This is a genomic window from Limnohabitans sp. 2KL-1, from assembly GCF_003063435.1.
GTDB lineage: Bacteria > Pseudomonadota > Gammaproteobacteria > Burkholderiales > Burkholderiaceae_C > Limnohabitans_A.
Genome location: NZ_NESL01000001.1, coordinates 921765 through 947810, shown reverse-complemented (window position 1 = coordinate 947810; position 26046 = coordinate 921765). Strand labels below are relative to the sequence as shown.

The following is a 26046-nucleotide window of genomic DNA, read 5'->3' as shown; positions in this document are numbered from 1 at the left end:
CCAAGCAAACGCTTTGTATAAATAGCAACCCCCAAGTCCTGAAGGTGACACCATGATTGAACGCACACTCTTTTCCGCCGACCACGAAGCTTTTCGCGACAGCTTTCGCCGCTTCATGGACAAAGAAATCGCCCCCCACCACGACGCCTGGGAAGAGCAGGGCTACGTGGACCGCGCCGTGTGGGACAAAGCCGGTGAAAACGGCTTTTTGTGCATGACCCTGCCCGAGGCCTATGGTGGCTCAGACGCCGACAAGCTGTATTCGGTGGTGCAGATGGAAGAACTCTCACGCGCCGGTTTCAGCGGCATCGGCTACGGCCTGCACAGCGAGATCGTGGCCCCTTACATCCTGCATTACGGCACCGAGGCACAAAAGCAAAAATACCTGCCCAAGCTGGCCAGCGGGGAGATGGTGGGCGCGATTGCCATGAGCGAACCGGCTGCGGGTTCGGACCTGCAGGGCGTGAAAACCACCGCCATGTGGCAAGCAGGCCCCTCCGGTAACGAAGCCGATGGCCACTATGTGATCAACGGCAGCAAGACTTTCATCACCAATGGCTGGCACGCCGATCTGGTGATCCTGGTGGCCAAGACCGACCCCGCTGCCGGGGCCAAGGGCACCAGCTTGTTTTTGATCGAGCGCGGCATGCCCGGCTTTGAAAAAGGCAAGCGCTTGAAGAAGCTGGGCCTCAAAGCGCAAGACACTTCCGAGCTGTTCTTTGACAACGTGAAGGTCAGCGCCGACCAGCTGCTGGGCGGCACGGCCATGCAGGGCAAAGGCTTCATTTGCCTGATGGAGCAACTGCCTTGGGAGCGCCTGCAAATTGCGATTGGCGGCATTGCCGCAGCGCAAGCGGCCATCGACTGGACGGTGCAGTACGTGAAAGACCGCAAGGTGTTTGGCCAGGCCGTGGGCAACTACCAAAACACCCGCTACACCCTGGCCGAGTTGCAGACCGAGGTGCAGGTGGCGCGTGTGTTCGTGGACAAGTGCTCTGAACTCTTGTTGCAAGACAAGCTCGACACGGCCACCGCCAGCATGGCCAAGTACTGGTGCTCGGATTTGCAATGCAAGGTGATGGACGAATGCGTGCAGCTGCACGGCGGCTACGGCTACATGTGGGAATACCCCATCACCCGCGCCTATGCCGACGCCCGCGTGCAACGCATCTACGGCGGCACCAACGAGATCATGAAAGAAGTGATCTCGCGCAGCATGGGTTTGGCTGGGCGCTGAAGCGCGTACACCGTGTCCCACCTCTCAGCTGTCACCCGGGGCCTGACTCTTGCCTTTGTCACCCCGGGCTTGACCCGGGGTCCATCTCCATCTGTCACCCCGGGCTTGACCCGGGGTCAATCCCCTTTCACGCATGGATGCCGGATCAAGTCCGGCATGACATCTCAAAAATGATCAGCTCCCCCACCCTCGCTGAACCCAAACGCGCACGCGGCCGCCCCCGCAAGACCGAGGGCGAGCGCGACGACGGCAACCGCCGCCAGGCCCTGATCTCCGCTGCGGCGCAACTGTTTCACCGCAAAGGTTACGACGCCACCAGCACCCGAGAAATCGCAGCGCTGGTGGGCATGCAGCCGGGCTCGCCGTTTTATCACTTCGGCAACAAACAAGACCTGTTGCTGGCGGTGATGGTCGAAGGCATGAAGCAAGCCAGCCAGCGCCAAGAAGCTGCCCGCGCGGGTCTGTCCGATGACCTGCCCCCACGCGAACAATTGCGCGCACTGATCCGCAACCAGTTCGATGTGCTGCTGGGGCCTGACAGCGATTTCATCCCGGTGATGCTGTACGAATGGCGTTCTCTGAGCACGGAGCAGCGCCAAACCATCACGCAAATCAAAGACGACTACGAAGCCGCCTGGACGCCTGTGCTGCAAGCGCTGCATACCAGTGGCCAGTTGCAGGCCCCGGTGCAGCTGGCGCGCTTGATGATTTTTGGCGCGCTCAACTGGGCGGTGCAGTGGTACCAATCGCCAACTCAAACACCTGTCAAACGTTCAGCCAAAGCAGCAACCCAAACAACACCCAAAAGCCCCGCTCGCGCATCGCTGGACGATTTGACCGATGCCGCACTGGCCTTGTTTTTGAGAGACCCGACATGACAACAACCACACCCTACCGTTCGGTCTTTTCCCCCGGCCTGCTGAGCGGCCAAGTCATCCTGGTCACCGGCGGCGGCTCGGGCATTGGCCGCTGCACCGCACACGAATTGGCCAGCCTGGGCGCGCATGTGGTGCTGGTGGGCCGCAACCCCGACAAACTGACCGCCACCGCGCAAGAGATCACCGGTGACGGTGGGCAAGCCACTTGGCACAGCTGCGACATCCGGCGCGAAGACGATGTGAAAGCCATGGTCGCGCAGGTGGTGCAGCAGCACGGGCGCATTCATGGCTTGGTCAACAACGCGGGCGGGCAATACATCTCGGCCCTGGCCAAGACCAGCGCCAAAGGCTGGCAAGCGGTGATCGACACCAACCTCACGGGTGGCTTTTTAGTGGCGCGTGAGTGTTTCAACCAGAGCATGCAAGCGCACGGCGGCGCGGTGGTCAACATCGTGGCCGACATGTGGGGCTCCATGCCCGGCATGGGCCACAGCGGCGCAGCGCGGGCAGGCATGGTCAGCTTTACTGAAACAGCTGCGCTCGAATGGGCCGCGCAAGGCGTGCGCGTCAACGCCGTGGCTCCAGGCTACATCGCCAGCAGCGGCATGGACCATTACCCACCCGAGGCCGGGCCCATGCTGCGCGAAATGCGCAACACGGTGCCGCAAGGCCGTTTTGGCACCGAGGCCGAGACTTCGGCCGCTATCGTTTTCCTGCTCTCGCCAGCCGCCAGCTTCATCAGCGGCACGGTGCTGCGTGTGGACGGTGCCCGCCCGCAAATGCGCATGGGCTGGCAACAAGGTGTGGCCCAAGCCGATGTGCAAACACGCGATGCGGTCAAACCCTTTGACGGCTTTCACCGCGCCGTCACCCCCAAGGTATTCCAATGACGTTTGAATCCACCTGGAACCCGCACAGCCCCGTGGCCCAGCAGCGGCGCGAAGCCGCGCTGGCCCGTCTGGCGCAGTGGCAAGCCTTGCAAAACCGCGCAGCACTTGCCTCGGCCCAGTCCAAACCCGTGTTTGACAAGCGCGGCCAGTTGCTGCCGCGTGAACGCGTGGCCTTGTTGCTCGACCCGGGTGCGCCCTTCTTGCCGCTGTGCGCCTTGGCGGGCTTCGTGCAAGACACGCCCGACCCTACCAAGTCGGTGCCCGGCGGCGGCATGATCGCGGGCATCGGCTTCATCAGCGGCGTGCGCTGCATGGTTGTGGCCAGCGATTCGGGCATCGAGGCCGGGGCCATTCAGGCGCGGGGCCTGGAAAAGATTTTGCGGGTGCAAGAGTTGGCACTCGAAAACAAACTGCCCTTTGTGCACTTGGTCGAAAGCGCCGGGGCCAATTTGATGCAGTACAAGGTCGAAGGCTTTGTGTTGGGTGGCAGCTTGTTTCGCAACCTGGCTCGCCTGTCGGCTGCGGGCTTGCCGGTGCTCACGGTGCAACACGGCTCGGGCACCGCAGGCGGGGCCTACATGCCGGGCTTAAGTGACACGGTGATCATGGTGCGAGGCCGCTCACGGGCTTTTCTGGCGGGGCCACCTTTGCTCAAAGCCGCTACGGGCGAGGTGGCCACCGAAGAAGAACTGGGCGGGGCCGAGATGCACACCAGTGTGTCGGGTCTGGGCGAATACCTGTGCGAAGACGACCGCCATGCGCTGGGCACGGCGCGAGATGTGGTGGCGCGTTGGGACTGGGCTGCGCGCAGCACGCAACACAAAGACAACAACACGTTCAAGCCCCCGCGCTTTGACGCCGAAGAACTGCTGGGCCTGATGCCCGCCCACCACCGCGAACCCATCGACATGCGCGAAGTCATCTTGCGGCTGGTGGACGACTCGGATTTTCTGGAGTTCAAGCCTTTGTTTGGCGCGGCCACGGTGTGTGCGCAGGCGCGCATCGGCGGCCATGCGGTCGGCATCATCAGCAACAACGGGCCGATTGATGTGGCCGGGGCCAACAAGGCCACGCACTTCATCCAGTGGATGTGCCAGCTGGGCCACCCCATCATTTACTTGCAAAACACCACGGGCTACATGGTGGGCAAAGACAGCGAGCAAGGCGGCATGATCAAACACGGCTCCAAGATGATCCAGGCCGTGACCAGCGCCACCGTGCCGCAGATCACCATCCAGTGCGGTGCCTCGTTTGGTGCGGGCAACTACGGCATGTGCGGCCGGGGTTATGCGCCACGCTTTTTGTTCAGCTGGCCGGGGGCCAAAACGGCGGTGATGGGTGGCGAGCAAGCGGCACGCACCATGCAGATCGTGGCCGAGGCCGGCATGGCCCGCAAAGGCATCACACCCGCCCCCGAGAAGATGCAGGCCCAGTTCGACAAGATCGTGGCCTTGTTTGAAGCGCAGGCCGATGCCTTCTACACCAGCGGCCTGGTGCTGGACGACGGCGTGATCGACCCACGCGACACCCGCAGCGTGCTGTCGTTTTGCCTCGACACCTGTGCCGAGAGTGCAGCCCGCCAACCCCGTGCCATGCCGTTTGGTGTGGCACGGATGTGAGTTGTCCGTCATGACATGCACCTGCACATCTTTGCAATCACTGTGTGACTTGTCAGCTGGACTGCCGCGTCGCAAGCTCCTCGCAGTGACGGTGTTTCGTCATGGTGCTCACTCTTACCGTCCTTGCGACACATCTTCTCGCCATTGCGACACCTTTTTCCGTCATTGCGAGGAGCTTGCGACGTGGCAATCCAGCGGACTCATTGGCACAGCCGGTGCCGCCAGAATGACGAATGACACGCTGGATTGCCGTGCTTCGCTCGCAATGACAGGAAGATCTATCGCAATGACGGGAAGATGTATTGCAATGACGAAAGCTTGTGGACTGCCACACCGCAAGCGCTTCGTGATGACGTCATTTGTATGTCACACATGAACACATCAGCAGCCGACTGAGTCTATCTATCACCAAAAAGGAGACACCCCATGCAATACACCCACGAACACCGCGAGATCCAGAACACGCTCAAGCGTTTCATCGAAGCCGAGATCAACCCCCATGTGGACGAGTGGGAAGCGGCTGAGATTTTCCCGGCGCACGAGGTCTTCAAGAAGATGGGCAACTTGGGGCTCTTGGGTCTGACCAAGCCCGAGGCCTTTGGCGGTGCGGGCCTCGACTACTCTTACAGCCTGGCCATGGCCGAAGCGCTGGGACACATTGACTGCGGCGGCATCCCCATGGCCATTGGCGTGCAGACCGACATGGCCACGCCCGCGCTGGCACGGTTTGGCAGCGACGAATTGCGTGCACAATTTTTGGCCCCGGCGATTGCCGGCGACATGGTGGGCTGTATTGGCGTGAGCGAGCCCGGTGCGGGCAGCGATGTGGCAGGTATCAAAACCGTGGCCCGCAAAGACGGCGACGATTACGTGATCAGCGGTCAGAAGATGTGGATAACCAACAGCTTGCAAGCCGACTGGATGTGCATGCTGGTCAACACGGGTGAAGGGCAGAGCGGAGCGGGCAACAATCCGCACAAAAACAAAAGCTTGGTCATGGTTCCGATGCGTGAAAACGGCAAACTGTTGCCCGGTATCGAGGTGGGCAAGAAGATCAAAAAGATCGGCATGAACAGCAGCGACACCGGTTTGATTTATTTTGACGAAGTGCGCGTGCCCCAGCGCTACCGCATCGGGGTCGAGGGCCAGGGCTTCATCTACCAGATGCAGCAGTTCCAGGAGGAGCGCCTGTGGTGCGCGGCCAGCACGCTGCAGTCGCTGACCAATTGCATCCAGTGGACGGTGGAGTGGGCGCAAGAGCGCAAGCTGTTTGGCAGCACCCTGGCCGACCAGCAGTGGGTGCAGTTCAAGCTGGCCGAACTCAAGGCCGAGGTGGAAAGCCTGCGCGCCCTGACCTACCAGGCCTGCGAACACTACATCGCGGGCGAAGACGTGACCGAGTGGGCCACCATGGCCAAGCTCAAAGCCGGACGCCTCAACCGCACCGTACCCGACACCTGCCTGCAATTCTGGGGCGGCATGGGCTTCACTTGGGAAAACAAAGTCTCGCGCATGTACCGCGATGGCCGCTTGGCCTCGATCGGCGGCGGGGCTGACGAGGTGATGCTGGGCATCCTGGCCAAGATGATGGGCATTGCCAAACGGCCCCAAAAATGAACACGCCCCACCTGCTGATCGAGCGCCAGGGTGCAGTCGAAACCTGGACGCTGAACGACCCGACCACCCGCAACGCCCTGAGCGATGCCATCGTGGACGGCTTGCTGAGCGCCTGTGCGCGGTCTTCTCAAGACAGCTCACTGCGCATCGTGGTGCTGACCGGCGCGGGGGGTGCCTTTTGCGCGGGCGGCAGTTTGGGCGGCTTTGCCAGCCTGATCGGTCAGCCCCTGCAAGACGGACAAACCGACCCGCTGCTGGCCATGAACAAAAGTTTTGGTGACCTGTTGCACGCTCTGAGCGCCCTGCCCCAGTTGCTGGTATGCCTGGTGGATGGCGCGGCCATGGGCGGCGGCTTTGGCCTGGTGTGTTGCGCCGACCATGTGGTAGCCACAGCACGCTCTGTGCTGGGCACACCCGAGGTCACGCTGGGCCTGCCGCCTGCGCAGATCGCGCCATTTGTGTGGCAGCGTTTGGGTGAGAGCGCGGCACGCCAATGCCTGCTGCAAGGGCTGAGCTACACCGCTGCGCATGCGCTGCAATTGGGTCTGGTCAATGAAGTGATCGAGCAGGACAGCGATGAAGCATGGCCAAAAATTCTGAGCCGCCTGCTGCGTGCCGCGCCTGGCGCAGTGGCCAGCACCAAAAAACTGTTGCGCAGCTTGCGCGGCCCTGTGCCCGATTTGCGAGATGCCGCAGCACAGGCCTTTGCGCACAGCTTGCGCAGTCCCGAGGCCGCCCAAGGCTTGGCTGCGTTTGCACGCAAACAGCCAGCACCCTGGACTTTGAGCCAAGAGAAAAATCCATGACCTCAACTCTTCCCGCCCAAGTCAGCCGCCTGCTGATCGCCAACCGGGGCGAGATCGCCCGCCGCGTGATCCGCACCGCACAGCGCATGGGCATCCAGACCGTGGCGGTCTTTTCCGACGCCGACCGCAACGCATTGCATGTGCAGGAAGCCGACACCGCTGTCGCTTTGGGCGGCACGCTGTCGGCCGATTCGTATTTGCGCATCGACAAGCTGCTGCAAGCGGCACGTGACAGTGGTACCGATGCAGTGCATCCGGGCTATGGCTTTTTGAGCGAGAACGCCGAGTTTGCCCAAGCGGTCATCGATGCGGGCCTGACCTGGGTTGGCCCACCGCCAGAGGCCATCCGAGCACTGGGCAGCAAGTCGGCCGCCAAAGCGCTGGCCCTGACACAAGGCGTACCCTGCTTGCCGGGCTACTTTGGAGCAGACCAAAGCGATGCCACCTTTGCAGCGCAAGCTGAGCAGTTGGGCTTGCCACTCATGGTCAAAGCCGTGGCCGGGGGCGGCGGGCGCGGCATGCGGCTGGTGACCGACATGGCGCAGCTGCTGCCCGCGCTGCACAGCGCACGCTCTGAAGCGCTGGCCGGTTTTGGCAACGGCGATTTGCTGATGGAGCGCGCCTTGCTGCGCCCCCGCCACATCGAGGTGCAGATCATGGCCGACACGCACGGCCACTGCATCCACCTGGGAGAGCGCGACTGCTCGGTGCAACGCCGCCACCAAAAGATCATCGAAGAATCGCCCAGCCCGGCCGTGAGCGCTGCACTGCGCGAGCAACTCGGTCAAGCGGCCATCACACTCGCCCAATCGGCGGGCTATGTGGGCGCGGGCACGGTGGAGTTTTTGCTGGATGAGGCGCAGGACAACAAACCGTTCTATTTGATGGAGATGAACACCCGCTTGCAGGTGGAGCACCCGGTGACCGAAATGCTCACGGGACTCGATCTGGTCGAGTGGCAGCTGCGCATCGCATGCGGCGAGCCGCTGCCGCTGGCGCAAGCCGATGTGCGCCTGAAAGGCCACGCCATCGAGGTGCGCCTGTGCGCCGAAGACGAACACTTCACCCCGCAAACCGGCACCGTGCAGCACTTTTTGCCCCCCACCGATGCAGGCTTGCGCTTTGACCATGCCCTGCACACCGGGGCCGAAGTCACACCGCATTACGACGCGATGCTGGGCAAGTTGATCGCGCATGCGCCAACTCGCCGTGAAGCCATTGAACGGCTGTGCACTGGCCTGCAACACACCACGGTGCTGGGCCTGCCCTCCAACCGCGCTTTTCTGGCCGCGTGTTTGCAGCACCCTGTGTTTGCGGCGGGCGATGCGCTGATTCCGTTTCTGGCCGAGCAAGCCGATGCTGTGCGCGAGCGCTTGCAAGCCAGCGCCGATGCGCAAACCGTGGCCGCGCTGGCAGTGCTGTTTGCCCAAAACCCGCCCGCGCAGCACATGGCCAGCCCGTTTGCGCGCCCGGTGCGCATGGGCTTTGAAGGGCTGGCACCTGCCTGGCAAGCAGTGGTGCATGAAATGGGGCAAGGCCAGGTACTTGTGCACCAAGGCGATGCCACACATCAAGTGCGGCTTGAACATGCGCCCCCCGCTCACCCAACCCGCGCCAATCACCGCGAGCTGCACATCGCCCTGAACGGTGTGCGCTGGCAAGCGCATGCAGCATGCACTGGCGGCACACCAGAGCGCTGGCATGTGCAACTGCAAGGTCCGCACAACGCAGAGCTTTGGCTGACCGAGCAAAGCCACAGCGCCCCGGCCCATGGCCCCAACGCGCAAGCCGCCACCCTGCTGCGTGCGCCCTTCAATGGCAAGTTGATCGCGCTGCACGTGCGCGAGGGCGACAGCGTCAAACAGGGCGATGCCTTGCTGGTCATTGAGTCCATGAAACTCGAACACACCCTGACCGCCGCACGCGATGCCGTGGTGCACAGCGTGCCGGTATCGGCAGGCCAGCAAGTGGGCCCGGGCCAAGTGCTGGTGCAATGGAAAGATGCCGCATGAACAACACCAACGCTTTCAGCGCTGAAGACCTGCAAAGTCTGCAAACCACGGTTGCGCGCTTTGCCAAGCAGGCCATCGCCCCGCATGTGCCCGCTTGGGAAGAAGCGGGGCAATTCGACCGCAGCCTCTACACCCAAGCCGCACAGCTGGGCCTGCTGGGCCTGGGCTACCCCGAGCATTTAGGCGGCACGCCCGCGCCCTGGCGCGCACGCAACGCCATGTCGCAAACGCTGGCACGCTACGGCGGCAGTGGCGGCGTGATGGCCAGCCTGTTCTCGCTCAACATCGGCTTGCCGCCGGTCATGGCGCACGGCAGCGCCGAGCTGCAGGCCGAAGTGGTACCGCCTGTGTTGCGCGGCGAACGCATCGCGGCGCTGGCCATCACCGAGCCCGGCGGCGGCTCCGATGTGGCCAGCCTGCGCACCACAGCGCGTGCCGATGGCGCGGACTATGTGATCGATGGTGAAAAAGTCTTCATCACCTCGGGCCTGCGCGCCGACTGGATCACGCTGGCCGTGCGCACCGACCCGGCCAGCAAAGGGGCCAGCGGCATCTCCATGGTCGTGGTGCCCGGCGACACCCCCGGCGTCTCGCGCACGCGCCTGCACAAGATGGGCTGGCACAGCTCCGACACCGCACAGCTGCGCTTTGACGGCGTGCGCGTGCCCCAGCGTTATCGCATCGGCGACGAAGGTGCAGGCTTCAAGATGATCATGGGCAACTTCAACGGCGAGCGCCTGGCCATGTCGGCCATGGCGCTGGGTTTTGCGCAGGCTTGCTTTGACGAAGCGCTGAACTGGGCACGCCAGCGCCAGACCTTTGGCTCGGCCCTGATCGAACGGCAGGCGATCCGCCACAAACTGATGGACATGCAGATGCGCATCTCGTCCACTCAGGCTTGGGTAGACGCGGTCACCCAGCAAGCCGATGCAGGCCAGACCGGTGCCGAGTGGGTGGCCCAGGTGTGCCTGCTCAAAAACCACGCCACGCAAACCATGCAGTTTTGCGCCGATACCGCCGTGCAAATGTTGGGCGGCATGGGCTATATGCGCGGCACCGTGAGTGAGCGGGTTTACCGCGAAGTCAAGGTGATGATGATCGGCGGCGGCGCCGAAGAGATCATGAAAGAACTGGCCGCCAAACAAATGGGCATTTGAACGCCCAGCCCACCGCGCCATCGCACAGCCGCCAGCAGACGCCTGTGAAACAACGGGTGGGTGGGGCGTGCAAACTCAGTCGAAAATTTCGTGCAGCCAGGACTTTTTGCGTTTGTAGCCGTCTCGGTCGCCGTAGCCATAACGCCCTTCCCCGTAAGCTTGCGGGCGCTGCATGCCCGGTGCTGGCTGGGCGGGCTGCTGCGGTATTGCGGGCACAGGGGCGGCCGCCGCAGCGCGGTCCAGCAGTTTGTCCAACTCGCCACGGTCCAGCCAGATGCCCCGGCAAGCAGGGCAGTAATCGATTTCGACGCCTTGGCGTTCGGCCATGACGAGGGGGGTATCGGCACAAGTGGGACATTTCATGGTGATTCCTTTGAATTTGGACAAGCGCAACATGTGAATCAAACCTTCATCCATTCCACCGCACCGTCTGGCAACGCACGCGCTTCAGCCGCGGAGGGCAGGCAGACGCTGCAGCCCACGGAATGCAGGTGAAATGTGGGCTGACTTTACGGCTGCCATGAATCCGTTAAAAGCAGATAATCGCTGACTAACCCTCTCAAAAATTCTGTCCATGCGCACCACGTTCAATTACAAGCACCTGTACTACTTCTGGGTTGTGGCCAAAGAAGGTGGCATCACCCGAGCAGCCGACAAGCTCGACATGGCGGTTCAAACCGTGAGCGCCCAAGTGCGGGAGCTGGAGCGTTCGCTGGGCTATGCCCTGCTCAAACCCGCCGGGCGCGGCCTGGCCTTGACCGATGCAGGACTGGCGGCCATGCAGCAGGCCGATCAGATTTTTCAGTTGGGTGAAAACCTGCCGGCCAAGGTGCGCGATGCGGTGAGCTCACCCACCGTGCGGCTGGCCGCAGGCATCTCGGATGGTTTGCCCAAACTGGTGGTGCGCCGCCTGATGCAGCCCGTGATGGGCGAGCCGCATTTGCGCTTGCTCTGCCACGAGGGGGAGTTCGACGACCTGCTGGGCGACCTGGCCCTGCACCGCCTGGACGTGGTGTTATCGGACCGCCCCGCCCCGAGCAACGCCAACATCAAGCTCTACACCCACGCGCTGGGCTCCTCGCCCGTGTCCTGGTATGGCAGCGCGGCCCTGGTCAAGTCGGCCAAGAAGAAATTTCCGGCCAGCTTGGCTGAGGTGCCGGTGCTGCTGCCCACGGGCCACACCGCCGTGCGCACTCGGCTGGACCATTGGTTTGAGCACCATGCCGTTCAGCCGCGCATCGTGGGCGAGTTTGAAGACAGCGCCTTGCTCAAGACCTTTGGCGAAAGCGGCATGGGGGTCTTTCCGGCCGCCGAATGGGTGCACGACGAACTGCTGGCGCACTACGATGTGCAACGCCTCGGACCTTGCGAAGGGGTGAAGGAAAACTTTTTTGCCATCGGCACCGAAAAGAAAGTGCAGCACCCGCTGGTGCAGCAGCTCTTGCAGGCGAGCGACGCGGCCCATTGAGACGTGCTGATGCACCACACCTCCAGATGTGAAAAAGCTTCCAGGGCTTGGGGCCCCGGAGGCTTGATCACGAACGCTGCGTATCAGGCTTTGGCTGAACGCACACTGAGCAGCATGGTCGTGGCCAGGATGCCGACCACCACGGCCAGCGAGATGCCCACCGGGATCTTGAACACATCGATCAGGCACATCTTGGTGCCGATGAACACCAGGATCACGGCCAGGCCGTAGTTGAGCAGGTGGAACTTGTTGGCCACCGCCGCCAGCAGGAAGTACATGGCACGCAAACCCAGGATCGCGAACACGTTGCTGGTCAGCACGATGAAGGGGTCCGAGGTGATCGCGAAAATCGCCGGGATCGAGTCCACCGCAAAGATCACATCGGTCAGCGCGATCAGGCAGATCACCATGAACAGTGGGGTCGCGATTTTCTTGCCGTTCTCTACCGTCCAGAAGTTTTCACCGTCGTAGTTCTTGCTCACAGGCAGCACCTTGCGCAGCAACTTGAGGGCCGGGTTGTCTTCCAGGTCAGGCTCTTTGCCAGCCGCCCACCACATCTTCACACCCGTGAGGATCAGGAAAGCACCAAACACATAGAGCACCCAGTGGAATTCGGCCAGCAGCCACCCACCCACCAAAATCATGATGGTGCGCAAAACGATGGCGCCGATGATGCCGATCATGAGCACACGCTTCTGGAAATTCGTGGGTACCGCAAAGTAGGTGAAGATCATCAGGAAGACAAAAATGTTGTCCACCGCCAATGATTTTTCGATCAGATAGCCGGTCAGGAACTCCAGCGACTTGGTGTTGGCCAGCTCCACCGATCCGGTCGTGTCCTTGATGGCCCACCAGAACAAGCCGTTGAACAGAAAACTCAGCGCGATCCAGATCAAGGACCAGTTGAGCGCTTCCTTGACACCGATGTCATGGGCGCCCTGCTTTTTGAGCACGACAAAGTCCACGAACAGCGACACCAACACAATGGCCACAAATGTGGCCCAGAGCCACAGGGGGGCAATGGTTTCCATGAAATTCCTCTTTTGTTATCGAAAACACCGATCAGCCGGACCGACCTGCCAACTGCCCAGCACATGAATCCGGACACTTGGCCTGCAGGGCCGTTTGAAGGTCTTTATTTTTACTGAATAAAACTATATTTCTTTCCCAAAAAACAAGAATGTCACACTGAAATTTCTTGCTGTTTTACCCAGGGCCACGCAGGCAACATGCGCCCTTCGACACACTGGATGCGTCATGCCTGTCTTCCACACCTTAAGAGCCTCCATACAAAAAGCCTTGCCCACCCGCGAATCCCTGGCGCAACACGGTTGGCTGCGCCCGGTGGCACACCAGCTGCTGCACCCCCAGTTGTGGCGGCTGCAACATGAGTCGGTGGCACGGGGCGTGGCCATTGGCACCTTCTGGGCCTTCGTGATTCCCCTAGGACAAACCTTTGTCGCTGCGGCCCACTGCACTTGGTGGCGCGGCAATATTCCGGCAGCGGCCGTCATGACCATGCTGACCAACCCACTGACTTTCGGCTTCTGGCTGTGGTTGGCCTACCCCGTCGGCAACTTGTTCCTGGGCGCGCCCATGCCCGTAGTCAATTGGCCTGACACGGGCTGGGCAAGCGGCTTGCAAGAAGTGGGAGGCCCGGTGCTGCTGGGCATGGGCGTTTTCGGGGTGGGCGGCGCCGCACTGGCTTATGGGCTGGTCAAACTCGGCTGGCGTGTGCGTGTGGCGTTCAGACGCCATCGCTCCAACGCGGGCAGATGAAAGCCCTTGGGCATTTGAAGCGCTCAAGCAAAAAACCGCCAGACCCTTTCAGGCGCTGGCGGCTTGTTTCATGCAGCGGGCGCTGCAGGCTTTACTTTTTGTCGCTGAAGTAGGCCGAGGTCACTTTCCAGCGGCCATCGGTGATCTGCGACATGCGCGAGGCGTTGCTGCCCAGTCGCTTGGTCGGGCTGAACGTCATCTCGCCAGTGCCAAAGATATCGGGTGGGATCACCATCGTGTCCATGGCCTTGATGATGCTGTCGGTCGTCACGTTGGCGCCGGATTTTTCAATGGCGCGCAGAAACGAATCGATGGCGTTGTAACCATACACCGAGAACACGGTGGGGTCTTCGTTGAACTTGGTCTTGTACTTGTTGGCCCAGAAACGGATGGGCTGCGAAGCCTCGTCCAGATAAGGGTGCTGGGTCGACATGGTGGCGTAAAAGCCGTTCATGGCGGGGCCACCGAGCTTGTGGATCAGGTCGGTGTAAGCCGCGCTTGAACCTAGGAAAGTGGGGTTGAAGCCCAGACGGCGTGCGGTGGCAATGCCGCCAATGGTTTCACGGATGATGGTGCCCATGACCACGAAATCGCACTTGGACGAGGCCAGTTTTTGCATCTGAGATGCAAAGTCGGTCGCGCCGCGCTTGTAGGTGGTGACTTCGGCAAACTGCATGCCCATGGTCTTGAGACCCGCCTCAGCACCACGGAACACTTCCAGACCGAACTCGTCATCCTGGTGCATGGCGCAGATTTGTTTGGCGTTCTTTTCCTTCACCAGGATCGGCACACCCAGGCGCATCTGGTCGTAATAGGTGGCGGCAAAGGAGTACTTGAGCTTGTGGAAAGGCTCGTACATTTCACGCGCAGCCGTGACGGGGAAGAAGTTGATCACGTTCTTCTGGAACTGCACAGGCATGGCGGCCATGTTTTGCGCGGTGCCGATGTGGCCGATCATGGCAAAAATCTTGTCCTGATTGACCAGCTTTTGCGCCGCCAACACGGCGCGGCGCGGGTCATAAGCCGAGTCTTCCACCAGCAGCTTGAACTTGCGGCCGTTGATGCCACCTTGCTCGTTGGCTTCGTCTACGCGCAGCATCATGCCCAAGCGCACCTGCTTGCCAAAGCCGGCCAGTGGGCCCGACAAATCCTGGATCGAGCCCAGCACGATTTCGTTTTTGGACACGCCCTGCGATTGGGCCATGGCCGCGCCAGCGGTCAGGGCCATCGCCGCAGCAACGAGGCTGATTTTGAATTTCATGGTGCAAGTCTCCTGTTGTGATGATGGTGATGAAATCAGCGGTACATCGCCTCGATCTGGGGCGCGTATTTGTTCTCGACCAGTTTGCGCTTAAGCTTCATGGTCGGGGTCAGTTCTTCGTCTTCGGCGCTCAGTTGCGTGTCGAGCAGCCAGAATTTCTTGATCTGCTCGACGCGGGCAAACTTCTTGTTCACACGGTCCAGCTCGGCCTGGATCAGGGACTGCACCTCGGCGCTGTGCGTCAGGCTGGCGTAGTTGGAGAAAGGCACGTCGTTGTCCTGCGCGTATTTCTCCACGTTTTCCTGGTCGATCATGATGATCACCGTCAAGTAAGGCCGCTTGTCGCCAATCACCACCGCATCGGTGACGTAGGGCGAGAATTTCAGTTCGTTTTCCAGCTCGCTCGGGGTGATGTTCTTGCCCCCGGCTGTGATGATGATGTCTTTCATGCGATCGGTGATGCGGAAAAACCCTTCCTCGTCCACCACGCCCACGTCGCCGGTGTGCAGCCAGCCGTCGGCATCGATGGTCTCGGCGGTTTTTTCGGGCAGGTTCAGGTAACCCATGAACACATTGGGGCCACGCACCAGAATCTCGCTGGTCACCGGGTCCAGACGCATTTCGTTGTACTCGGCGGCCGGGCCAATCGAGCCGGGCTTGATGCGGTCAGCGGGCACACCCGTGGCCGCACCGCAGGTCTCGGTCATGCCCCAAACTTCGAGCATGGGCAAGCCCAGTGCCAAATACCAGCGCACCAGATCCGGGGAAATGGGGGCCGCACCCGTGACCAAAAAGCGAGCACGGTGGATACCGATCATCTTGCGCACGTTGTTGAGGGCCAACAAACGCGCCACATGAAAGCGCAGCTTGAGGCTGGCGGGCACCGGTTTTTGTGCCAACACCAAATCGGCCACCTGCTGACCCACGCCAATCGCCCAACCATACACCGCTTGCTGCAAGCCGCCCGCCTCCTTGAGCGCGATCATCACGCCTGAGTAAAACTTTTCCCACACACGGGGCACGGCCGTGAACACGGTGGGTGCGATTTCGCGCACGTTTTCGGGCACCGTCTCGGGGTTCTCGACAAAGTTGAGTTTGGCCCCGGTGTACATCGAGAAATACTCGCCGCCCATGCGCTCGGCGATGTGACACAGCGGCAAGAAGCACATGCACTCGTCACGCTCGTCCCGTGCAATCAGGGTGTTGTAGCCCCGCACGGTGTAGACCAAGCCGTGGTGGCTGTGCATGCCACCTTTGGGTTTGCCGGTGGTGCCCGAGGTGTAGACCAAGATGGCCAGGTCTTCCGGTTGGCACGCCGCGCTGCGCTGCATGAGCATGTCGGGGTGTTGCTGGGCGTGTTCACGGCCCAGGGCTTGCAGCTGTTTGAGGCTGATGACCATCGGGTCATGGAAGTCGCGCAGGCCGTCCATGTCGAACACCACGATCTTTTGCAACAAGGGCAAGGTGTCGCGCACGGCCAGGGCCTTGTCGAGCTGCTCGTCGTCTTCGACAAACAGCACGCGGGTGCCCGAGTCTTCACACAGGTAGTGCACCTGCTCGGCCGCGTCGGTCGGGTAGATGCCGTTGGACACGCCGCCCGAGCTGAGGGTGGCCAAGTCACACAGCACCCATTCGATGTTGGTGTTGGACAGGATGGAGGCGGTGTGCCGCGCCTCAAAACCCAGCGCCATCAGGCCGTGGCCGATCTCTCGCACGGCTTGCGCGGTCTCGTTCCAGGTCCAGCTGCGCCAGATGCCCAGGTCCTTCTGGCGCATCCAGACATTCGGGCCGCGTGCGGCCACCGCGTTCCAGAAAATGGCGGGGATGGTCTCGCCCGCCATGACGATGTTTTTTTGCGGCGTGATGCCGGAGGTGTCCCAGAGTTGGCTCATGTCTTATCTCCAGGTTTTCTTCTTTTTCCAGCGGCGGTCGGCTCGCACGCCTTCTTCCTTCATGCCCAAGTAAAACTCCTTGATGTCGTCCTTTTCACGCAAACGGGCGCAGCTGTCTTCCATGACGATGCGGCCGTTCTCCAGCACATAACCGTAGTCCGAGGCGTTCAGCGCCATGTTGGCGTTTTGCTCGACCAGCAAGATGGTGGTGCCGCGCTCGCGGTTGATGCGCACCACAATTTCAAAAATCTCTTTGGTCAACTTCGGAGAAAGACCTAGGCTGGGTTCGTCCAGCAAGATCAGGTCCGGGTTGGCCATGAGGGCGCGGCTGATGGCCAACATCTGCTGCTGCCCGCCCGAGAGCAAGCCCGCGTCTTGCGCCGCCCGCTCGTGCAGGATGGGGAAGTAGTTGAACACCGCCTCCATGTCACGGGCCACGCCGTCGCGATCCTTGCGGGTAAAGGCGCCCATGAGCAGGTTGTCGCGAATCGACAGCAGCGGGAACACCTCGCGCCCTTCGGGCACATGCATCAAACCACGCTGCACGATGATGGCCGGGTCTTGTGCGGTGATGCTTTGGCCCTTGAACTCGATCGAGCCCTTGCGCGGGTCGATGATGCCGCTGATGGTTTTGAGAATGGTGGTCTTGCCCGCGCCGTTGGAGCCGAGCACGGTGGCGATCTCGCCCCGGCGCACCTGCAGGCTCACGCCTCGAATCGCCTTGATCGGGCCGTAGGCGCTCTCCACGTTGAGCAGCTTGAGCATCACGTTGTCGGCCACAGGCTCAGCCACCGTGTTCAGGCTTGGGGTCGCTGCGCTCATGCGGCACCTCCTGGTCTGTAGTTTTCGCGGCGCAGGCTGGACACATCGTCCACCGTGCCCAGATAGGCCTCGATGACGGCCGGGTCGCTTTGCACCTGACTGGGCGTGCCGGTGGCGAGCTCTTCACCCTGGCTCATGGCCAGCACGCGGTCGGACACTTTGGAGACCAGGCTCATGTCGTGCTCGACCATGAGCACGGTGATGCCCAATTCATTCTTGATGTCCGAGATCCAGAAGGCCATGTCTTCGGTTTCCTCGACGTTCAGGCCCGACGACGGCTCGTCGAGCAGCAGCAGTTTCGGCTCGGTGCACAAGGCACGCGCCAGCTCGACCACCTTGCGCACACCGTAGGGCAGGCCTGCGACCATCGAGTCGCGGTGGTGTTGCAGGTCCAGAAAGTCGATGACCTCTTCCACTTTTTCACGCGCTTCGATCTCGGCCGCACGGGTTTTGGACGAGAAAAACATCTCACTCCACAACCCTGTTTTGCGGTGCGTGTGGCGGCCGATCAACAGGTTTTGCAGCACGGTGGCGTGCTCGAACAACTCGATGTTCTGAAACGTGCGGGCAATGCCCAACCCCGCGATCTGGTGCGGCGGCTGCTCGGTCAGGCGCAAGGTGCCTTGTGGCCCGGCGTAGTCGATCACGCCCGTGGTGGGGGTGTAAATGCGACTGATCAGATTGAACACGGTGGTCTTGCCCGCGCCGTTGGGGCCGATCAGGGTGAAGACTTCGCCGCGCTTGACGTCGAAGCTGACCTTGTTCACGGCCAAGACGCCGCCAAAGCGCACGCTCAGGTCTTGAGCGGATAAAAGAATGTCTGCGTTCATTTCAGGCGGTCCGATTTCTGGAACGATTTCTGGCGCTTGAACAGGCCACGGCGGTAAAACGGGAACAGCTGGAACCAGGTGCGCACCTTGAGCCAGCGGCCATACAGACCCATGGGCTCAAACAACACAAAGGCGATCAGCACCATGCCGTACACCGTGCCCTGCAGTCCGGCAGCGCCACCAATGGCAGCCGGTAAAAAGTCCTTGCCCAAAGAGATCAGCTGCGGCATGACGATGAGGAAAATCGCACCCAGGAAAGCCCCGTGGATCGAGCCCAGGCCGCCGATCACCACCATGAGCAAGAGGTCAATTGACTGGATGATGCTGAACTGTTCGGGCGAGAGGAACTGGATCTTGTGCGCGTACAAAGCGCCGCCAATGCCCGCCAGTGCAGCCGACAAGGCGAAGGACAAGGTCTTGTAACGCGCCAGGTGGATGCCCATGCTTTGCGCCGAAATTTCGGAGTCGCGGATGGCCACAAAAGCGCGGCCCGTGGACGAACGCAGCAGGTTCACGATGGCCAGCGTGGCACCGACCGCCACGACCAAGCACAGGAAATAAAACGACTCGGTGCTGTCCAGCGTCCAGCTGCCAATGGCAGGATAACCCACCGTCAGGCCCGCATTACCGCCCGTGACGCTTTCCCAGCGGGCCATGCCTTCCTCCACAATGAAGCCAAAGGCCAGTGTGGCCATGCCCAGGTAAATGCCTTTGACGCGCAGCGCAGGCAGGCCCACGATGACGCCTGCGATGGCCGAGAACAAACCCGCGCACACCAGCGCCAGCGGGAACGGCACACCGGCATTGACCATGACGGCCTGGGTGTAGGCCCCCACGCCCAGGAAGGCGGCATGCCCCAGCGAGAACAAACCCGTGAAGCCCGCCAGCAGCATCAGGCCCAGGCCCACCACGGCATAGATCAAGACAAAGGTCAGCTGGGCCAACCAGTATTCAGGCACCACCCAAGGCGCGGTCACGAGAAACAAGCCCAGCAGGCTGTACCAGAACACATGGCCGCCGTGCTTGGCCAGCTTGATGTCCTGGTTGTAGTCGGTTTTGAAGATGAAACGCATGCCGGGGCCTCAGACTTTCTTGCGCAGTTGTTCGCCGAACAAGCCATTGGGCTTGAGCACCAGCATGAGCAAGACCACGATGTAGGGTGCGATGTCCTTGAAGCCTTCGGGCAAATAAAACCCCGACAACGATTCGACAATGCCGATGACCAGGCCCCCCACAATCGCGCCGGGCAGACTGCCAAACCCCCCCACCACCGCAGCGGGAAAAGCCTTCAGGCCAATGAAGCCCATGTTGGCGTGCACAAAGGTGATGGGTGCCAGCAGCAAGCCCGCCACCGCCGCCACCGATGCCGCCAGGCCCCAGACCAGGCCGTTGATCTGCTTGACCGGAATGCCCATGTAGTACGCGGCCAACTGGTTTTGCGAAGCCGCCTGCATGGCGATGCCCAGCTTGCTGTACTTGAACATGGCAAACAGGCCCAGACACAGGATGGCCGTGGCACCAATCACCACCATTTGCTCGGCGGCGATCACCAAACCACCCAGGCGCAAAACCTCACCCGCATAGGGCACGGGCATGGTGTGGGTGTCGGTGCCCACATCCGGGATCATGGTGATCAGGCCGCGCAGCACATAGCCCACACCGATGGTCAGCATGACGATGGAGAAAGCGGGTTGTCCAAGGATGGGGCGAATGACCAGACGCTCCAGAAAAGCCCCGAACACACCCATGGCCACAATGGCGGCAGGCACCGCAATCCAGAACGGAAAGCCCAGCAAGCTCATGGCGGCCAGGCCCGAAAAAGCCCCCACCATCATCAGGTCACCCTGGGCAAAGCTCACCGTTTCGGTGGCTTTGTAAATCAGCACGAAACCCAGGGCGATGAGTCCGTAAATACAACCCTGGGCCACACCGCTGATCAGCAGTTGCAGCAATTGCACGCCTGTCTCCTTTTTGTTTTTTCTGTCTTGCCTCTGTTCGCCAGCGGGTCGCCATGTCCAGGGCCCCCCATCTAAAAAGCATTTGCGAACGACCGTGCGATTGTGCATGTCCTACACGAGACTTTCCCTAGGGGTTGTCCCCCATCCGAAGTCACACACAAGGCTTCAATATCCCTTCATGACACATGCCATTCGCATCGGTTCCGGGCTCGGGTTTTACGGGGACAACTGGGAGCCTGTCGCTGCCAGCATCGAGCGCGGCCAAGTGCAATTCATCGCCAGCGACCACCTGGCCGAGTTGACGCTCGCCATCTTGCAAAAAGACCGCCAGCGCGATCCCGCTTTGGGCTATGCCCGTGATGTGGTGCCCATGCTGCTGCGCCTGTGGCCTTTGATGCAGCCGCGTGGCGTGCGCTTTGTTTGCAACGCGGGCGGTCTGAACCCGATGGGTGCAGCGCAGGCGGTGCGCAAGGCTTTGGCCGCTGCAGGCTGGCACCCGCGCATCGCGGTGGTGAGTGGCGATGACGTGCTGCACCTGCTGCAAGACCCTGCAGCACGTTTTGACCACATGATGAACGGTGCCGACGTGGCCGGCGTGCGCGAGCGCCTGGTGTTTGGCAACGCGTACCTGGGCGCACAGCCCATCGTGGATGCACTGGACCAGGGGGCCGACATCGTGATCACCGGGCGCGTGGCCGATGCGGCGCTGTTTCTGGGGCCGCTGGTGCACGCATTGGGCTGGAAGCTCGCCGATGCGAGCACACCCGAAGACTTCCACCGCCTGGCACAAGGCCTGACGGTGGGGCATTTGCTGGAATGTTCAGGCCAGGGCAGCGGCGGCAATTTTGGCAGCCAAGGCAGTTGGCAAAATATCCCTGACTTGGCGCACATCGGCTACCCCATTGCCGAGGTCTGGCCCGACGGCACGGCCTACATCACCAAAGCCCCGGACACAGGTGGTCTGGTCAACTTTGACACCGTGCGCCAGCAACTGCTGTACGAAGTGCACAACCCGCACGCCTATTTTTCGCCCGATGTGGTGCTGGACATGGGCCAGATCCAACTGCACGACGAAGGACAGCACCGCGTGCGTTTGACCGGTGCCCAAGGCCGCGCGCCCACCGATCAGCTCAAGGTGGTTGCAGGCTTCAAGGAAGGGTTCAAGGCCGAGGTCAGCTGGGGCTTTTCCTGGCCCGATGCGTGGGACAAGCTGCAGGCGGCAAAAAGCATGATCCGCAGCCAATTGCAAGAACGCCAAATGCCTTTTGACGAGCTGTTTGTGGAATACCCCGGACTGAACTCGGCACACGGCCCGCTGGCACCTTTGCCGCCTGCGGCCGAGTTGAACGAACGCGCCGAGATCTGGGTGCGCATGGTGCTGCGCACGCCCTCCAAAGCCGTTGCCGATGGCTTTGGCCGATTGTTCCCCTGGATGGCTTTGAGTGGCCCGGCTTACACCTGCGGTTTTCAGGGCATGAACAGCGCCAGCGAATTGCTGGGCATCTGGCCCACCCTGATCCCACGCCACCGGGTACAGGCCCGCCTGGAAATGCTGGAGCCCAACGCATGAATAACGCCGCTCTTGTGAAGATTCCCCTGGCCCGCATCGCTCACGCCCGCAGTGGCGACAAGGCTGACTGGGTGGACTTTGGCGTGTTCGCCTGGAACGAAGCAGGCTATCGCCTCCTGGAGCGCGAGGTCACTGCCGCGAAGGTGCAGGCGCACTTTGCGCCTTGGCTTCCGGGCCAGGTGGACGCCTGGCGTTTGCCCCACATACTGGCCCTGAAGTTCGTGCTGCACGGCGCTTTGCAAGGCGGCGGTGCACGCAACTTGCGCCTCGATAACCTGGGCAAAGCCATGGGCGCGGCGCTGCTGCGCTTGGAAATCGAAGTCAGTGCCGAAGAACTCGAGCAGGCGCAAAAAAGCCCCCGAAGGGGCTGGTGGCCAGAATTGTCACCCCGGACTTGATCCGGGGTCCATGCCTCAAACGCGCTCGATGATCAGCGCAATGCCCTGGCCCACACCAATGCACATGGTGCACAGCGCATAACGGCCAGCCGTTTGCTGCAGGCGGTTGATGGCCGTGGTGGCCAAGCGGGCACCCGAGGCACCCAGCGGGTGACCCAAGGCAATCGCGCCGCCCCAGGCGTTGACGCGGGCATCGTCATCCTTCAAGCCCAACATGCGCATCACGGCCAGGCCTTGCGCAGCAAAGGCTTCGTTCAACTCGATCACGTCCATGTGGTCAATGGTCAGGCCAGTCTGGGCCAACACCTTGAGGGTGGCAGGCGCGGGGCCAATGCCCATGATGCGCGGGGCCACACCGGCGGTGGCCATGCCCACGATGCGGGCTTTGGGGGTCAAGCCGTTTTTAGCGGCGGTAGCTTCGTCGGCCAAGAGCAAGGCGCAAGCACCGTCGTTCACGCCCGAGGCATTGCCTGCGGTCACGGTACCGTCCGGGCGCACCACACCTTTGAGCTTGGCCAGCGCTTCCAGGCTGGTTTCACGCGGGTGTTCGTCGGTGTCCACCAGAACAGCGTCACCCTTTTTCTGGGGAATGCTCACGCCCACAATTTCACGGGCCAGGTGACCGGCCTTGATCGCGGCCACAGCGCGCAGCTGGCTGTTGTAGGCCATCAAATCCTGTGCTTCACGTTCGATCTTGTAGTCGGTGGCCACGTTCTCGGCGGTCTCGGGCATCGAGTCCACGCCGTACTGGGCTTTCATCAGCTTGTTGACAAAGCGCCAGCCAATGGTGGTGTCGTACACGGCGTTGGCGCGGCTGAAGGCGCTTTCGGCCTTAGGCATGACAAACGGGGCGCGGCTCATGCTTTCGACACCGCCAGCAATCATCAAGCCCGCTTCACCGGCCTTGATAGCACGGGCAGCAGTGCCGATGGCATCCAAACCCGAGCCGCACAAGCGGTTGATGGTGGCACCGGGCACATCGATGGGCAAACCGGCCAGCAAGCTGCTCATGTGGGCCACGTTGCGGTTGTCTTCACCAGCCTGGTTGGCGCAGCCGTACAGCACGTCGGTCACGGCAGCCCAGTCCACATTCGGGTTGCGGGCCATCAAGGCGCGCAGAGGCACAGCGCCCAGGTCGTCGGTACGCACGCTGCTCAAAGCGCCGCCGTAACGGCCAAAGGGGGTACGGATGGCGTCGCAAATGTAGGCTTGGTTCATGTGGCTGGTCTCGTGAGGGTGGAATTTGTGCATTATATTGCACGCTCGACAGGTCGTCTATGCATTTTAGGGGTGGTTCATGGGCTTGGGTAAGGGTTTGACGGAGGCGCTGGCCGGGCCCAGAGAACAACTGTTCGGTGACAAACTGCCTGGTGTCTGTCCGCAAGGCGGGACGGCGGCGCTGGCCGGGCTCAGAGGCGCTTCGCTTTGCCACATCGCCCGACCAGCGCCGCCGTCCCGCCTTGCTCGGTCGATGCTAGGTTCGACTTACGGTTTTAACACCCGCATAAAACACCGCCGATGGCGGTGGACCCCGATGTAGTCGTCCGTCGCGAAACGCCCACGTGAGAGGCCGGGGTGCGGGGCCGGGGCGATGTGGCAAAGCGAAGCGCCTCTGAGCTCCGGCCCCGCACCCCGGCCTCTCACTCCCCCAAGCCACAACACCAACACCAAAGCCCAAATACAAAACCAAGCCCACAAACACATAAGAGACAATCCACCCCATGCTGATACAACCCTCACAAGCCGATGTCCGGCGCTTTTTTTGTGGTGTCTACGCCAAAGCCCGCACGACTGCAACGCTCGAACCCATGGAAATGCTGGTGAGCCAGTGGATAGACGAACACCCCGAATACCATGCCGAACTCGCCGACGTTGAGGCAGCGCTGACCCAGATGCACCAAGTGGACCCGAACCGTGAGAACCCGTTCTTACACCTCTCGATGCACCTGTCCATCAGCGAACAATGCAGCATCGACCAGCCCCGCGGCATCCGCCAAGCGGTGGAATTGCTGACCCACAGACTCAATTCCCTGCACGATGCGCACCACCAGGCCATGGATTGCCTGGGCCGAATGGTGCATGAAAGCCAACGCTCGGGCCGAATGCCCGATGGCGAGGCCTACATCGCCTGCGTGCAGCGCAACGCTACACGCGACTGAAACGCCGCAGCCACGGGCATGTGCAGGCAACAAAAAACCCGCCTTGGCGGGTTTTTTGTTGTCGAGGGTGATCGGTGGATCAGCGGAATTTCGACTGTGGCACCACTTTCATGTCGCCATCTAGCGAGCCGATGTAATTGGCCAAAGCCTTCAATTCGGCATTCGAAAACTGCTTGGCGATACCCCCCATGACACCGTTGTTACGCCCCCAAGTGGATTGGTTTTCCACTTTGTAAGACTTCAGCGCAACAAACAGGAAATCCTTGTGCTGGCCTGCGATCTTGGGATAGCTGGGGTCCACAGGCTTGGAGAAGTTGTCGCCGTGGCAGGAGATGCAAGCCCCTTTTTGCAACAAGGCTGCGACTTTGGCGTCAGGTGTCTTGGGGGTTGTGGCCACGGCCTCGGTCTTGCCGTGCTGTTCGTAATAAGCCGCCACATCCGCAATGTCCTGGTCGCTCAGACTGTCGGCAATACCACGCATGGTGGGGTGCTTGCGCTCGCCTTTTTTGTACGCATTGAGTGCCGAAGCGATGTATTTGGCGTTTTGACCGGAAATCATCGGCACGCGATAGACCTCTGGGAAGCTGGCTTGGTAGCCTTTGATGCCGTGGCAGCCGATGCACATGGCAATCTTTTGCTCAGCCGCTTTCGCGTCGCCCTTGACTTCTTGGGCTTGAACAGAAATGGCGGTCACAGAGGCGACAGCCAGGGCAAACATCGAGGTCAACAGCTTGTTCATTTTGCTTACACAATCCATTTGATTGATAAAAATCAACTGCGGATTATATCGGGCTGGCCCTCATAATCCTGACAAGCTGCTTTACTGTTTCAAAGAACTGCCCACCATGAAATTCCAAGGTACTGAAAATTACGTTGCCACCCAGGACCTGATGCTGGCCGTGAACGCCGCCATCACCCTCAAACGCCCATTACTGGTCAAGGGCGAGCCCGGCACCGGCAAAACCATGCTGGCGGAGGAAGTGGCCCAGTCTTTGGGCTTGCCGTTGCTGCAATGGCACATCAAATCGACCACCAAAGCACAACAGGGTCTTTACGAGTACGACGCGGTGAGCCGGCTGCGTGACAGCCAACTGGGCGACGAAAAAGTCAAAGACATCGAGAACTACATCGTCAAAGGTGTGCTTTGGCAGGCGTTCACCTCCGAGACGCCCGTGGCGATCCTGATCGATGAAATTGACAAGGCCGACATCGAGTTCCCGAACGACTTGCTGCGCGAGATCGACCGTATGGAGTTTTATTGCTACGAAACGCGTCAGCTGATCAAGGCCAAGACCCGCCCATTGGTGTTCATCACCTCGAACAACGAAAAAGAGCTGCCCGATGCCTTCCTGCGCCGCTGCTTTTTCCACTACATCAAGTTCCCTGAAGCGGACACCATGCGCCAGATCGTGGATGTGCACTTCCCCACGCTCAAAAAAGACCTGCTGGCCCTGGCCCTCAAGACCTTTTATGACGTGCGCGGCTTGCCCGGCCTGAAGAAAAAGCCCTCGACCAGCGAACTGCTCGACTGGCTGAAATTGCTGGTGGCCGAGGACATCCCACTGGAAGCGCTGCAAAGTGCGGACCAAAAGGTCGCGGTGCCACCGTTGGTGGGTGCCCTGCTCAAGAACGAGCAGGACGTGACCTTGTTTGAAAAGCTGGTCTTCATGAACCAGCGCAACCGCTGAGCGGC

At 61.2% G+C, this 26046-nt stretch carries 24 protein-coding genes; 14 read left to right on the top strand and 10 right to left on the bottom strand.

Annotated features, from left to right (window positions below):
- Positions 1-52: 52 nt before the first annotated feature.
- The 8 genes from B9Z47_RS04475 to B9Z47_RS04440 all read left to right on the top strand — a co-directional run bounded on the left by B9Z47_RS04475 (position 53) and on the right by B9Z47_RS04440 (position 10216).
- The gene (locus B9Z47_RS04475) at positions 53-1237 is read left to right on the top strand and encodes an acyl-CoA dehydrogenase family protein (protein WP_108329976.1); all 1185 of its coding nucleotides are present in this window, start codon (positions 53-55) and stop codon (positions 1235-1237) included.
- 170 nt (positions 1238-1407) lie between these two features.
- Positions 1408-2115 carry a TetR/AcrR family transcriptional regulator gene (locus B9Z47_RS04470; protein ID WP_108330096.1) on the top strand — a complete coding sequence of 236 codons (708 nt, stop codon included), beginning with the start codon at positions 1408-1410 and terminating at the stop codon, positions 2113-2115.
- Positions 2112-3005 (top strand): SDR family oxidoreductase, encoded by an 894-nt coding sequence (locus B9Z47_RS04465; protein ID WP_108329975.1) that lies wholly within the window; start codon positions 2112-2114, stop codon positions 3003-3005. Before B9Z47_RS04470 ends, B9Z47_RS04465 begins: the two co-directional genes overlap by 4 nt.
- Positions 3002-4624, top strand: a complete 1623-nt coding sequence (locus tag B9Z47_RS04460; protein WP_199226245.1) for an acyl-CoA carboxylase subunit beta — start codon at positions 3002-3004, stop codon at positions 4622-4624. Before B9Z47_RS04465 ends, B9Z47_RS04460 begins: the two co-directional genes overlap by 4 nt.
- Positions 4625-5050: 426 nt before the next feature.
- Entirely contained in the window at positions 5051-6241 is a 1191-nt protein-coding gene (locus B9Z47_RS04455) for an acyl-CoA dehydrogenase family protein (protein ID WP_108329973.1), read from the top strand.
- Entirely contained in the window at positions 6238-7047 is an 810-nt protein-coding gene (locus B9Z47_RS04450) for an enoyl-CoA hydratase/isomerase family protein (protein ID WP_108329972.1), read from the top strand. Before B9Z47_RS04455 ends, B9Z47_RS04450 begins: the two co-directional genes overlap by 4 nt.
- Complete coding sequence (locus tag B9Z47_RS04445; RefSeq protein WP_108329971.1) at positions 7044-9059, top strand: biotin carboxylase N-terminal domain-containing protein; 2016 nt, start codon at positions 7044-7046, stop codon at positions 9057-9059. Before B9Z47_RS04450 ends, B9Z47_RS04445 begins: the two co-directional genes overlap by 4 nt.
- Positions 9056-10216, top strand: a complete 1161-nt coding sequence (locus tag B9Z47_RS04440) for an acyl-CoA dehydrogenase family protein (RefSeq protein WP_108329970.1) — start codon at positions 9056-9058, stop codon at positions 10214-10216. Before B9Z47_RS04445 ends, B9Z47_RS04440 begins: the two co-directional genes overlap by 4 nt.
- 75 nt (positions 10217-10291) lie before the next feature.
- Here the strand turns inward: B9Z47_RS04440 and B9Z47_RS04435 are convergent, their stop codons facing one another.
- Entirely contained in the window at positions 10292-10579 is a 288-nt protein-coding gene (locus B9Z47_RS04435) for a zf-TFIIB domain-containing protein (RefSeq protein WP_108330095.1), read from the bottom strand.
- A 211-nt stretch (positions 10580-10790) separates the two neighbouring features.
- On the opposite strand from B9Z47_RS04435, the gene B9Z47_RS04430 reads away from it, so the two are divergent.
- Complete coding sequence (locus B9Z47_RS04430) at positions 10791-11684, top strand: LysR family transcriptional regulator (RefSeq protein ID WP_108329969.1); 894 nt, start codon at positions 10791-10793, stop codon at positions 11682-11684.
- 83 nt (positions 11685-11767) lie between these two features.
- Here B9Z47_RS04430 and B9Z47_RS04425 read toward each other — a convergent pair whose 3' ends face one another.
- Positions 11768-12715 (bottom strand): TerC family protein, encoded by a 948-nt coding sequence (locus B9Z47_RS04425; protein ID WP_108329968.1) that lies wholly within the window; start codon positions 12713-12715, stop codon positions 11768-11770.
- A 226-nt stretch (positions 12716-12941) separates the two neighbouring features.
- On the opposite strand from B9Z47_RS04425, the gene B9Z47_RS04420 reads away from it, so the two are divergent.
- Positions 12942-13463, top strand: coding sequence for a DUF2062 domain-containing protein (locus B9Z47_RS04420; RefSeq protein WP_108329967.1), 522 nt, complete (start codon positions 12942-12944; stop codon positions 13461-13463).
- Positions 13464-13554: 91 nt separating this feature from the next.
- On the opposite strand, the gene B9Z47_RS04415 is transcribed toward B9Z47_RS04420, so the two are convergent.
- The 6 genes from B9Z47_RS04415 to B9Z47_RS04390 are packed head-to-tail and all read right to left on the bottom strand — an operon-like array spanning position 13555 to position 20226.
- Positions 13555-14724, bottom strand: a complete 1170-nt coding sequence (locus tag B9Z47_RS04415; protein WP_108329966.1) for an ABC transporter substrate-binding protein — start codon at positions 14722-14724, stop codon at positions 13555-13557.
- A 35-nt stretch (positions 14725-14759) separates the two neighbouring features.
- Complete coding sequence (locus B9Z47_RS04410) at positions 14760-16616, bottom strand: long-chain fatty acid--CoA ligase (protein WP_108329965.1); 1857 nt, start codon at positions 16614-16616, stop codon at positions 14760-14762.
- A 3-nt stretch (positions 16617-16619) separates the two neighbouring features.
- Positions 16620-17438, bottom strand: a complete 819-nt coding sequence (locus tag B9Z47_RS04405; RefSeq protein WP_108329964.1) for an ABC transporter ATP-binding protein — start codon at positions 17436-17438, stop codon at positions 16620-16622.
- Positions 17435-18268, bottom strand: a complete 834-nt coding sequence (locus B9Z47_RS04400) for an ABC transporter ATP-binding protein (RefSeq protein WP_108329963.1) — start codon at positions 18266-18268, stop codon at positions 17435-17437. Before B9Z47_RS04400 ends, B9Z47_RS04405 begins: the two co-directional genes overlap by 4 nt.
- A complete protein-coding gene (locus tag B9Z47_RS04395; protein WP_108329962.1) occupies positions 18265-19341 on the bottom strand; it encodes a branched-chain amino acid ABC transporter permease in 1077 nt (358 codons plus the stop codon). Before B9Z47_RS04395 ends, B9Z47_RS04400 begins: the two co-directional genes overlap by 4 nt.
- Before the next feature lie 9 nt (positions 19342-19350).
- Positions 19351-20226, bottom strand: coding sequence for a branched-chain amino acid ABC transporter permease (locus B9Z47_RS04390; RefSeq protein WP_108330094.1), 876 nt, complete (start codon positions 20224-20226; stop codon positions 19351-19353).
- A 178-nt stretch (positions 20227-20404) separates the two neighbouring features.
- On the opposite strand from B9Z47_RS04390, the gene B9Z47_RS04385 reads away from it, so the two are divergent.
- Positions 20405-21796: an acyclic terpene utilization AtuA family protein gene (locus B9Z47_RS04385; RefSeq protein WP_108329961.1), complete on the top strand. Its 1392-nt coding sequence runs from the start codon at positions 20405-20407 to the stop codon at positions 21794-21796.
- Positions 21793-22194: a hypothetical protein gene (locus B9Z47_RS04380; protein ID WP_108329960.1), complete on the top strand. Its 402-nt coding sequence runs from the start codon at positions 21793-21795 to the stop codon at positions 22192-22194. The genes B9Z47_RS04385 and B9Z47_RS04380 overlap by 4 nt, the downstream gene beginning before the upstream one ends.
- Before the next feature lie 15 nt (positions 22195-22209).
- Here the strand turns inward: B9Z47_RS04380 and pcaF are convergent, their stop codons facing one another.
- Positions 22210-23412, bottom strand: coding sequence for a 3-oxoadipyl-CoA thiolase (gene pcaF / locus B9Z47_RS04375; protein ID WP_108329959.1), 1203 nt, complete (start codon positions 23410-23412; stop codon positions 22210-22212).
- Positions 23413-23918: 506 nt separating this feature from the next.
- Between pcaF and B9Z47_RS04370 the strand changes: the two genes are divergently transcribed.
- The gene (locus B9Z47_RS04370; RefSeq protein ID WP_199226259.1) at positions 23919-24353 is read left to right on the top strand and encodes a DUF1841 family protein; all 435 of its coding nucleotides are present in this window, start codon (positions 23919-23921) and stop codon (positions 24351-24353) included.
- Between the two features lie 79 nt (positions 24354-24432).
- On the opposite strand, the gene B9Z47_RS04365 is transcribed toward B9Z47_RS04370, so the two are convergent.
- Positions 24433-25092, bottom strand: coding sequence for a cytochrome c (locus B9Z47_RS04365; RefSeq protein WP_108329957.1), 660 nt, complete (start codon positions 25090-25092; stop codon positions 24433-24435).
- Positions 25093-25198: 106 nt separating this feature from the next.
- Between B9Z47_RS04365 and B9Z47_RS04360 the strand changes: the two genes are divergently transcribed.
- Positions 25199-26041, top strand: a complete 843-nt coding sequence (locus B9Z47_RS04360; RefSeq protein WP_108329956.1) for a MoxR family ATPase — start codon at positions 25199-25201, stop codon at positions 26039-26041.
- The last annotated feature ends 5 nt before the right edge of the window (positions 26042-26046 follow it).

Bases quoted from the DNA above. Each gene is read 5' to 3' on its own strand.
- B9Z47_RS04470 (WP_108330096.1), top strand. From the start codon at position 1,408: ATGATCAGCTCCCCCACCCTCGCTGAACCCAAACGCGCACGCGGCCGC.
- B9Z47_RS04430 (WP_108329969.1), top strand. From the start codon at position 10,791: ATGCGCACCACGTTCAATTACAAGCACCTGTACTACTTCTGGGTTGTG.
- B9Z47_RS04455 (WP_108329973.1), top strand. From the start codon at position 5,051: ATGCAATACACCCACGAACACCGCGAGATCCAGAACACGCTCAAGCGT.
- B9Z47_RS04450 (WP_108329972.1), top strand. From the start codon at position 6,238: ATGAACACGCCCCACCTGCTGATCGAGCGCCAGGGTGCAGTCGAAACC.
- B9Z47_RS04415 (WP_108329966.1), bottom strand. From the start codon at position 14,724: ATGAAATTCAAAATCAGCCTCGTTGCTGCGGCGATGGCCCTGACCGCT.
- B9Z47_RS04365 (WP_108329957.1), bottom strand. From the start codon at position 25,092: ATGAACAAGCTGTTGACCTCGATGTTTGCCCTGGCTGTCGCCTCTGTG.
- B9Z47_RS04395 (WP_108329962.1), bottom strand. From the start codon at position 19,341: ATGCGTTTCATCTTCAAAACCGACTACAACCAGGACATCAAGCTGGCC.
- pcaF (WP_108329959.1), bottom strand. From the start codon at position 23,412: ATGAACCAAGCCTACATTTGCGACGCCATCCGTACCCCCTTTGGCCGT.
- B9Z47_RS04360 (WP_108329956.1), top strand. From the start codon at position 25,199: ATGAAATTCCAAGGTACTGAAAATTACGTTGCCACCCAGGACCTGATG.
- B9Z47_RS04410 (WP_108329965.1), bottom strand. From the start codon at position 16,616: ATGAGCCAACTCTGGGACACCTCCGGCATCACGCCGCAAAAAAACATC.
- B9Z47_RS04440 (WP_108329970.1), top strand. From the start codon at position 9,056: ATGAACAACACCAACGCTTTCAGCGCTGAAGACCTGCAAAGTCTGCAA.
- B9Z47_RS04465 (WP_108329975.1), top strand. From the start codon at position 2,112: ATGACAACAACCACACCCTACCGTTCGGTCTTTTCCCCCGGCCTGCTG.
- B9Z47_RS04420 (WP_108329967.1), top strand. From the start codon at position 12,942: ATGCCTGTCTTCCACACCTTAAGAGCCTCCATACAAAAAGCCTTGCCC.
- B9Z47_RS04385 (WP_108329961.1), top strand. From the start codon at position 20,405: ATGACACATGCCATTCGCATCGGTTCCGGGCTCGGGTTTTACGGGGAC.
- B9Z47_RS04445 (WP_108329971.1), top strand. From the start codon at position 7,044: ATGACCTCAACTCTTCCCGCCCAAGTCAGCCGCCTGCTGATCGCCAAC.
- B9Z47_RS04460 (WP_199226245.1), top strand. From the start codon at position 3,002: ATGACGTTTGAATCCACCTGGAACCCGCACAGCCCCGTGGCCCAGCAG.
- B9Z47_RS04405 (WP_108329964.1), bottom strand. From the start codon at position 17,438: ATGAGCGCAGCGACCCCAAGCCTGAACACGGTGGCTGAGCCTGTGGCC.
- B9Z47_RS04380 (WP_108329960.1), top strand. From the start codon at position 21,793: ATGAATAACGCCGCTCTTGTGAAGATTCCCCTGGCCCGCATCGCTCAC.
- B9Z47_RS04400 (WP_108329963.1), bottom strand. From the start codon at position 18,268: ATGAACGCAGACATTCTTTTATCCGCTCAAGACCTGAGCGTGCGCTTT.
- B9Z47_RS04475 (WP_108329976.1), top strand. From the start codon at position 53: ATGATTGAACGCACACTCTTTTCCGCCGACCACGAAGCTTTTCGCGAC.
- B9Z47_RS04435 (WP_108330095.1), bottom strand. From the start codon at position 10,579: ATGAAATGTCCCACTTGTGCCGATACCCCCCTCGTCATGGCCGAACGC.
- B9Z47_RS04425 (WP_108329968.1), bottom strand. From the start codon at position 12,715: ATGGAAACCATTGCCCCCCTGTGGCTCTGGGCCACATTTGTGGCCATT.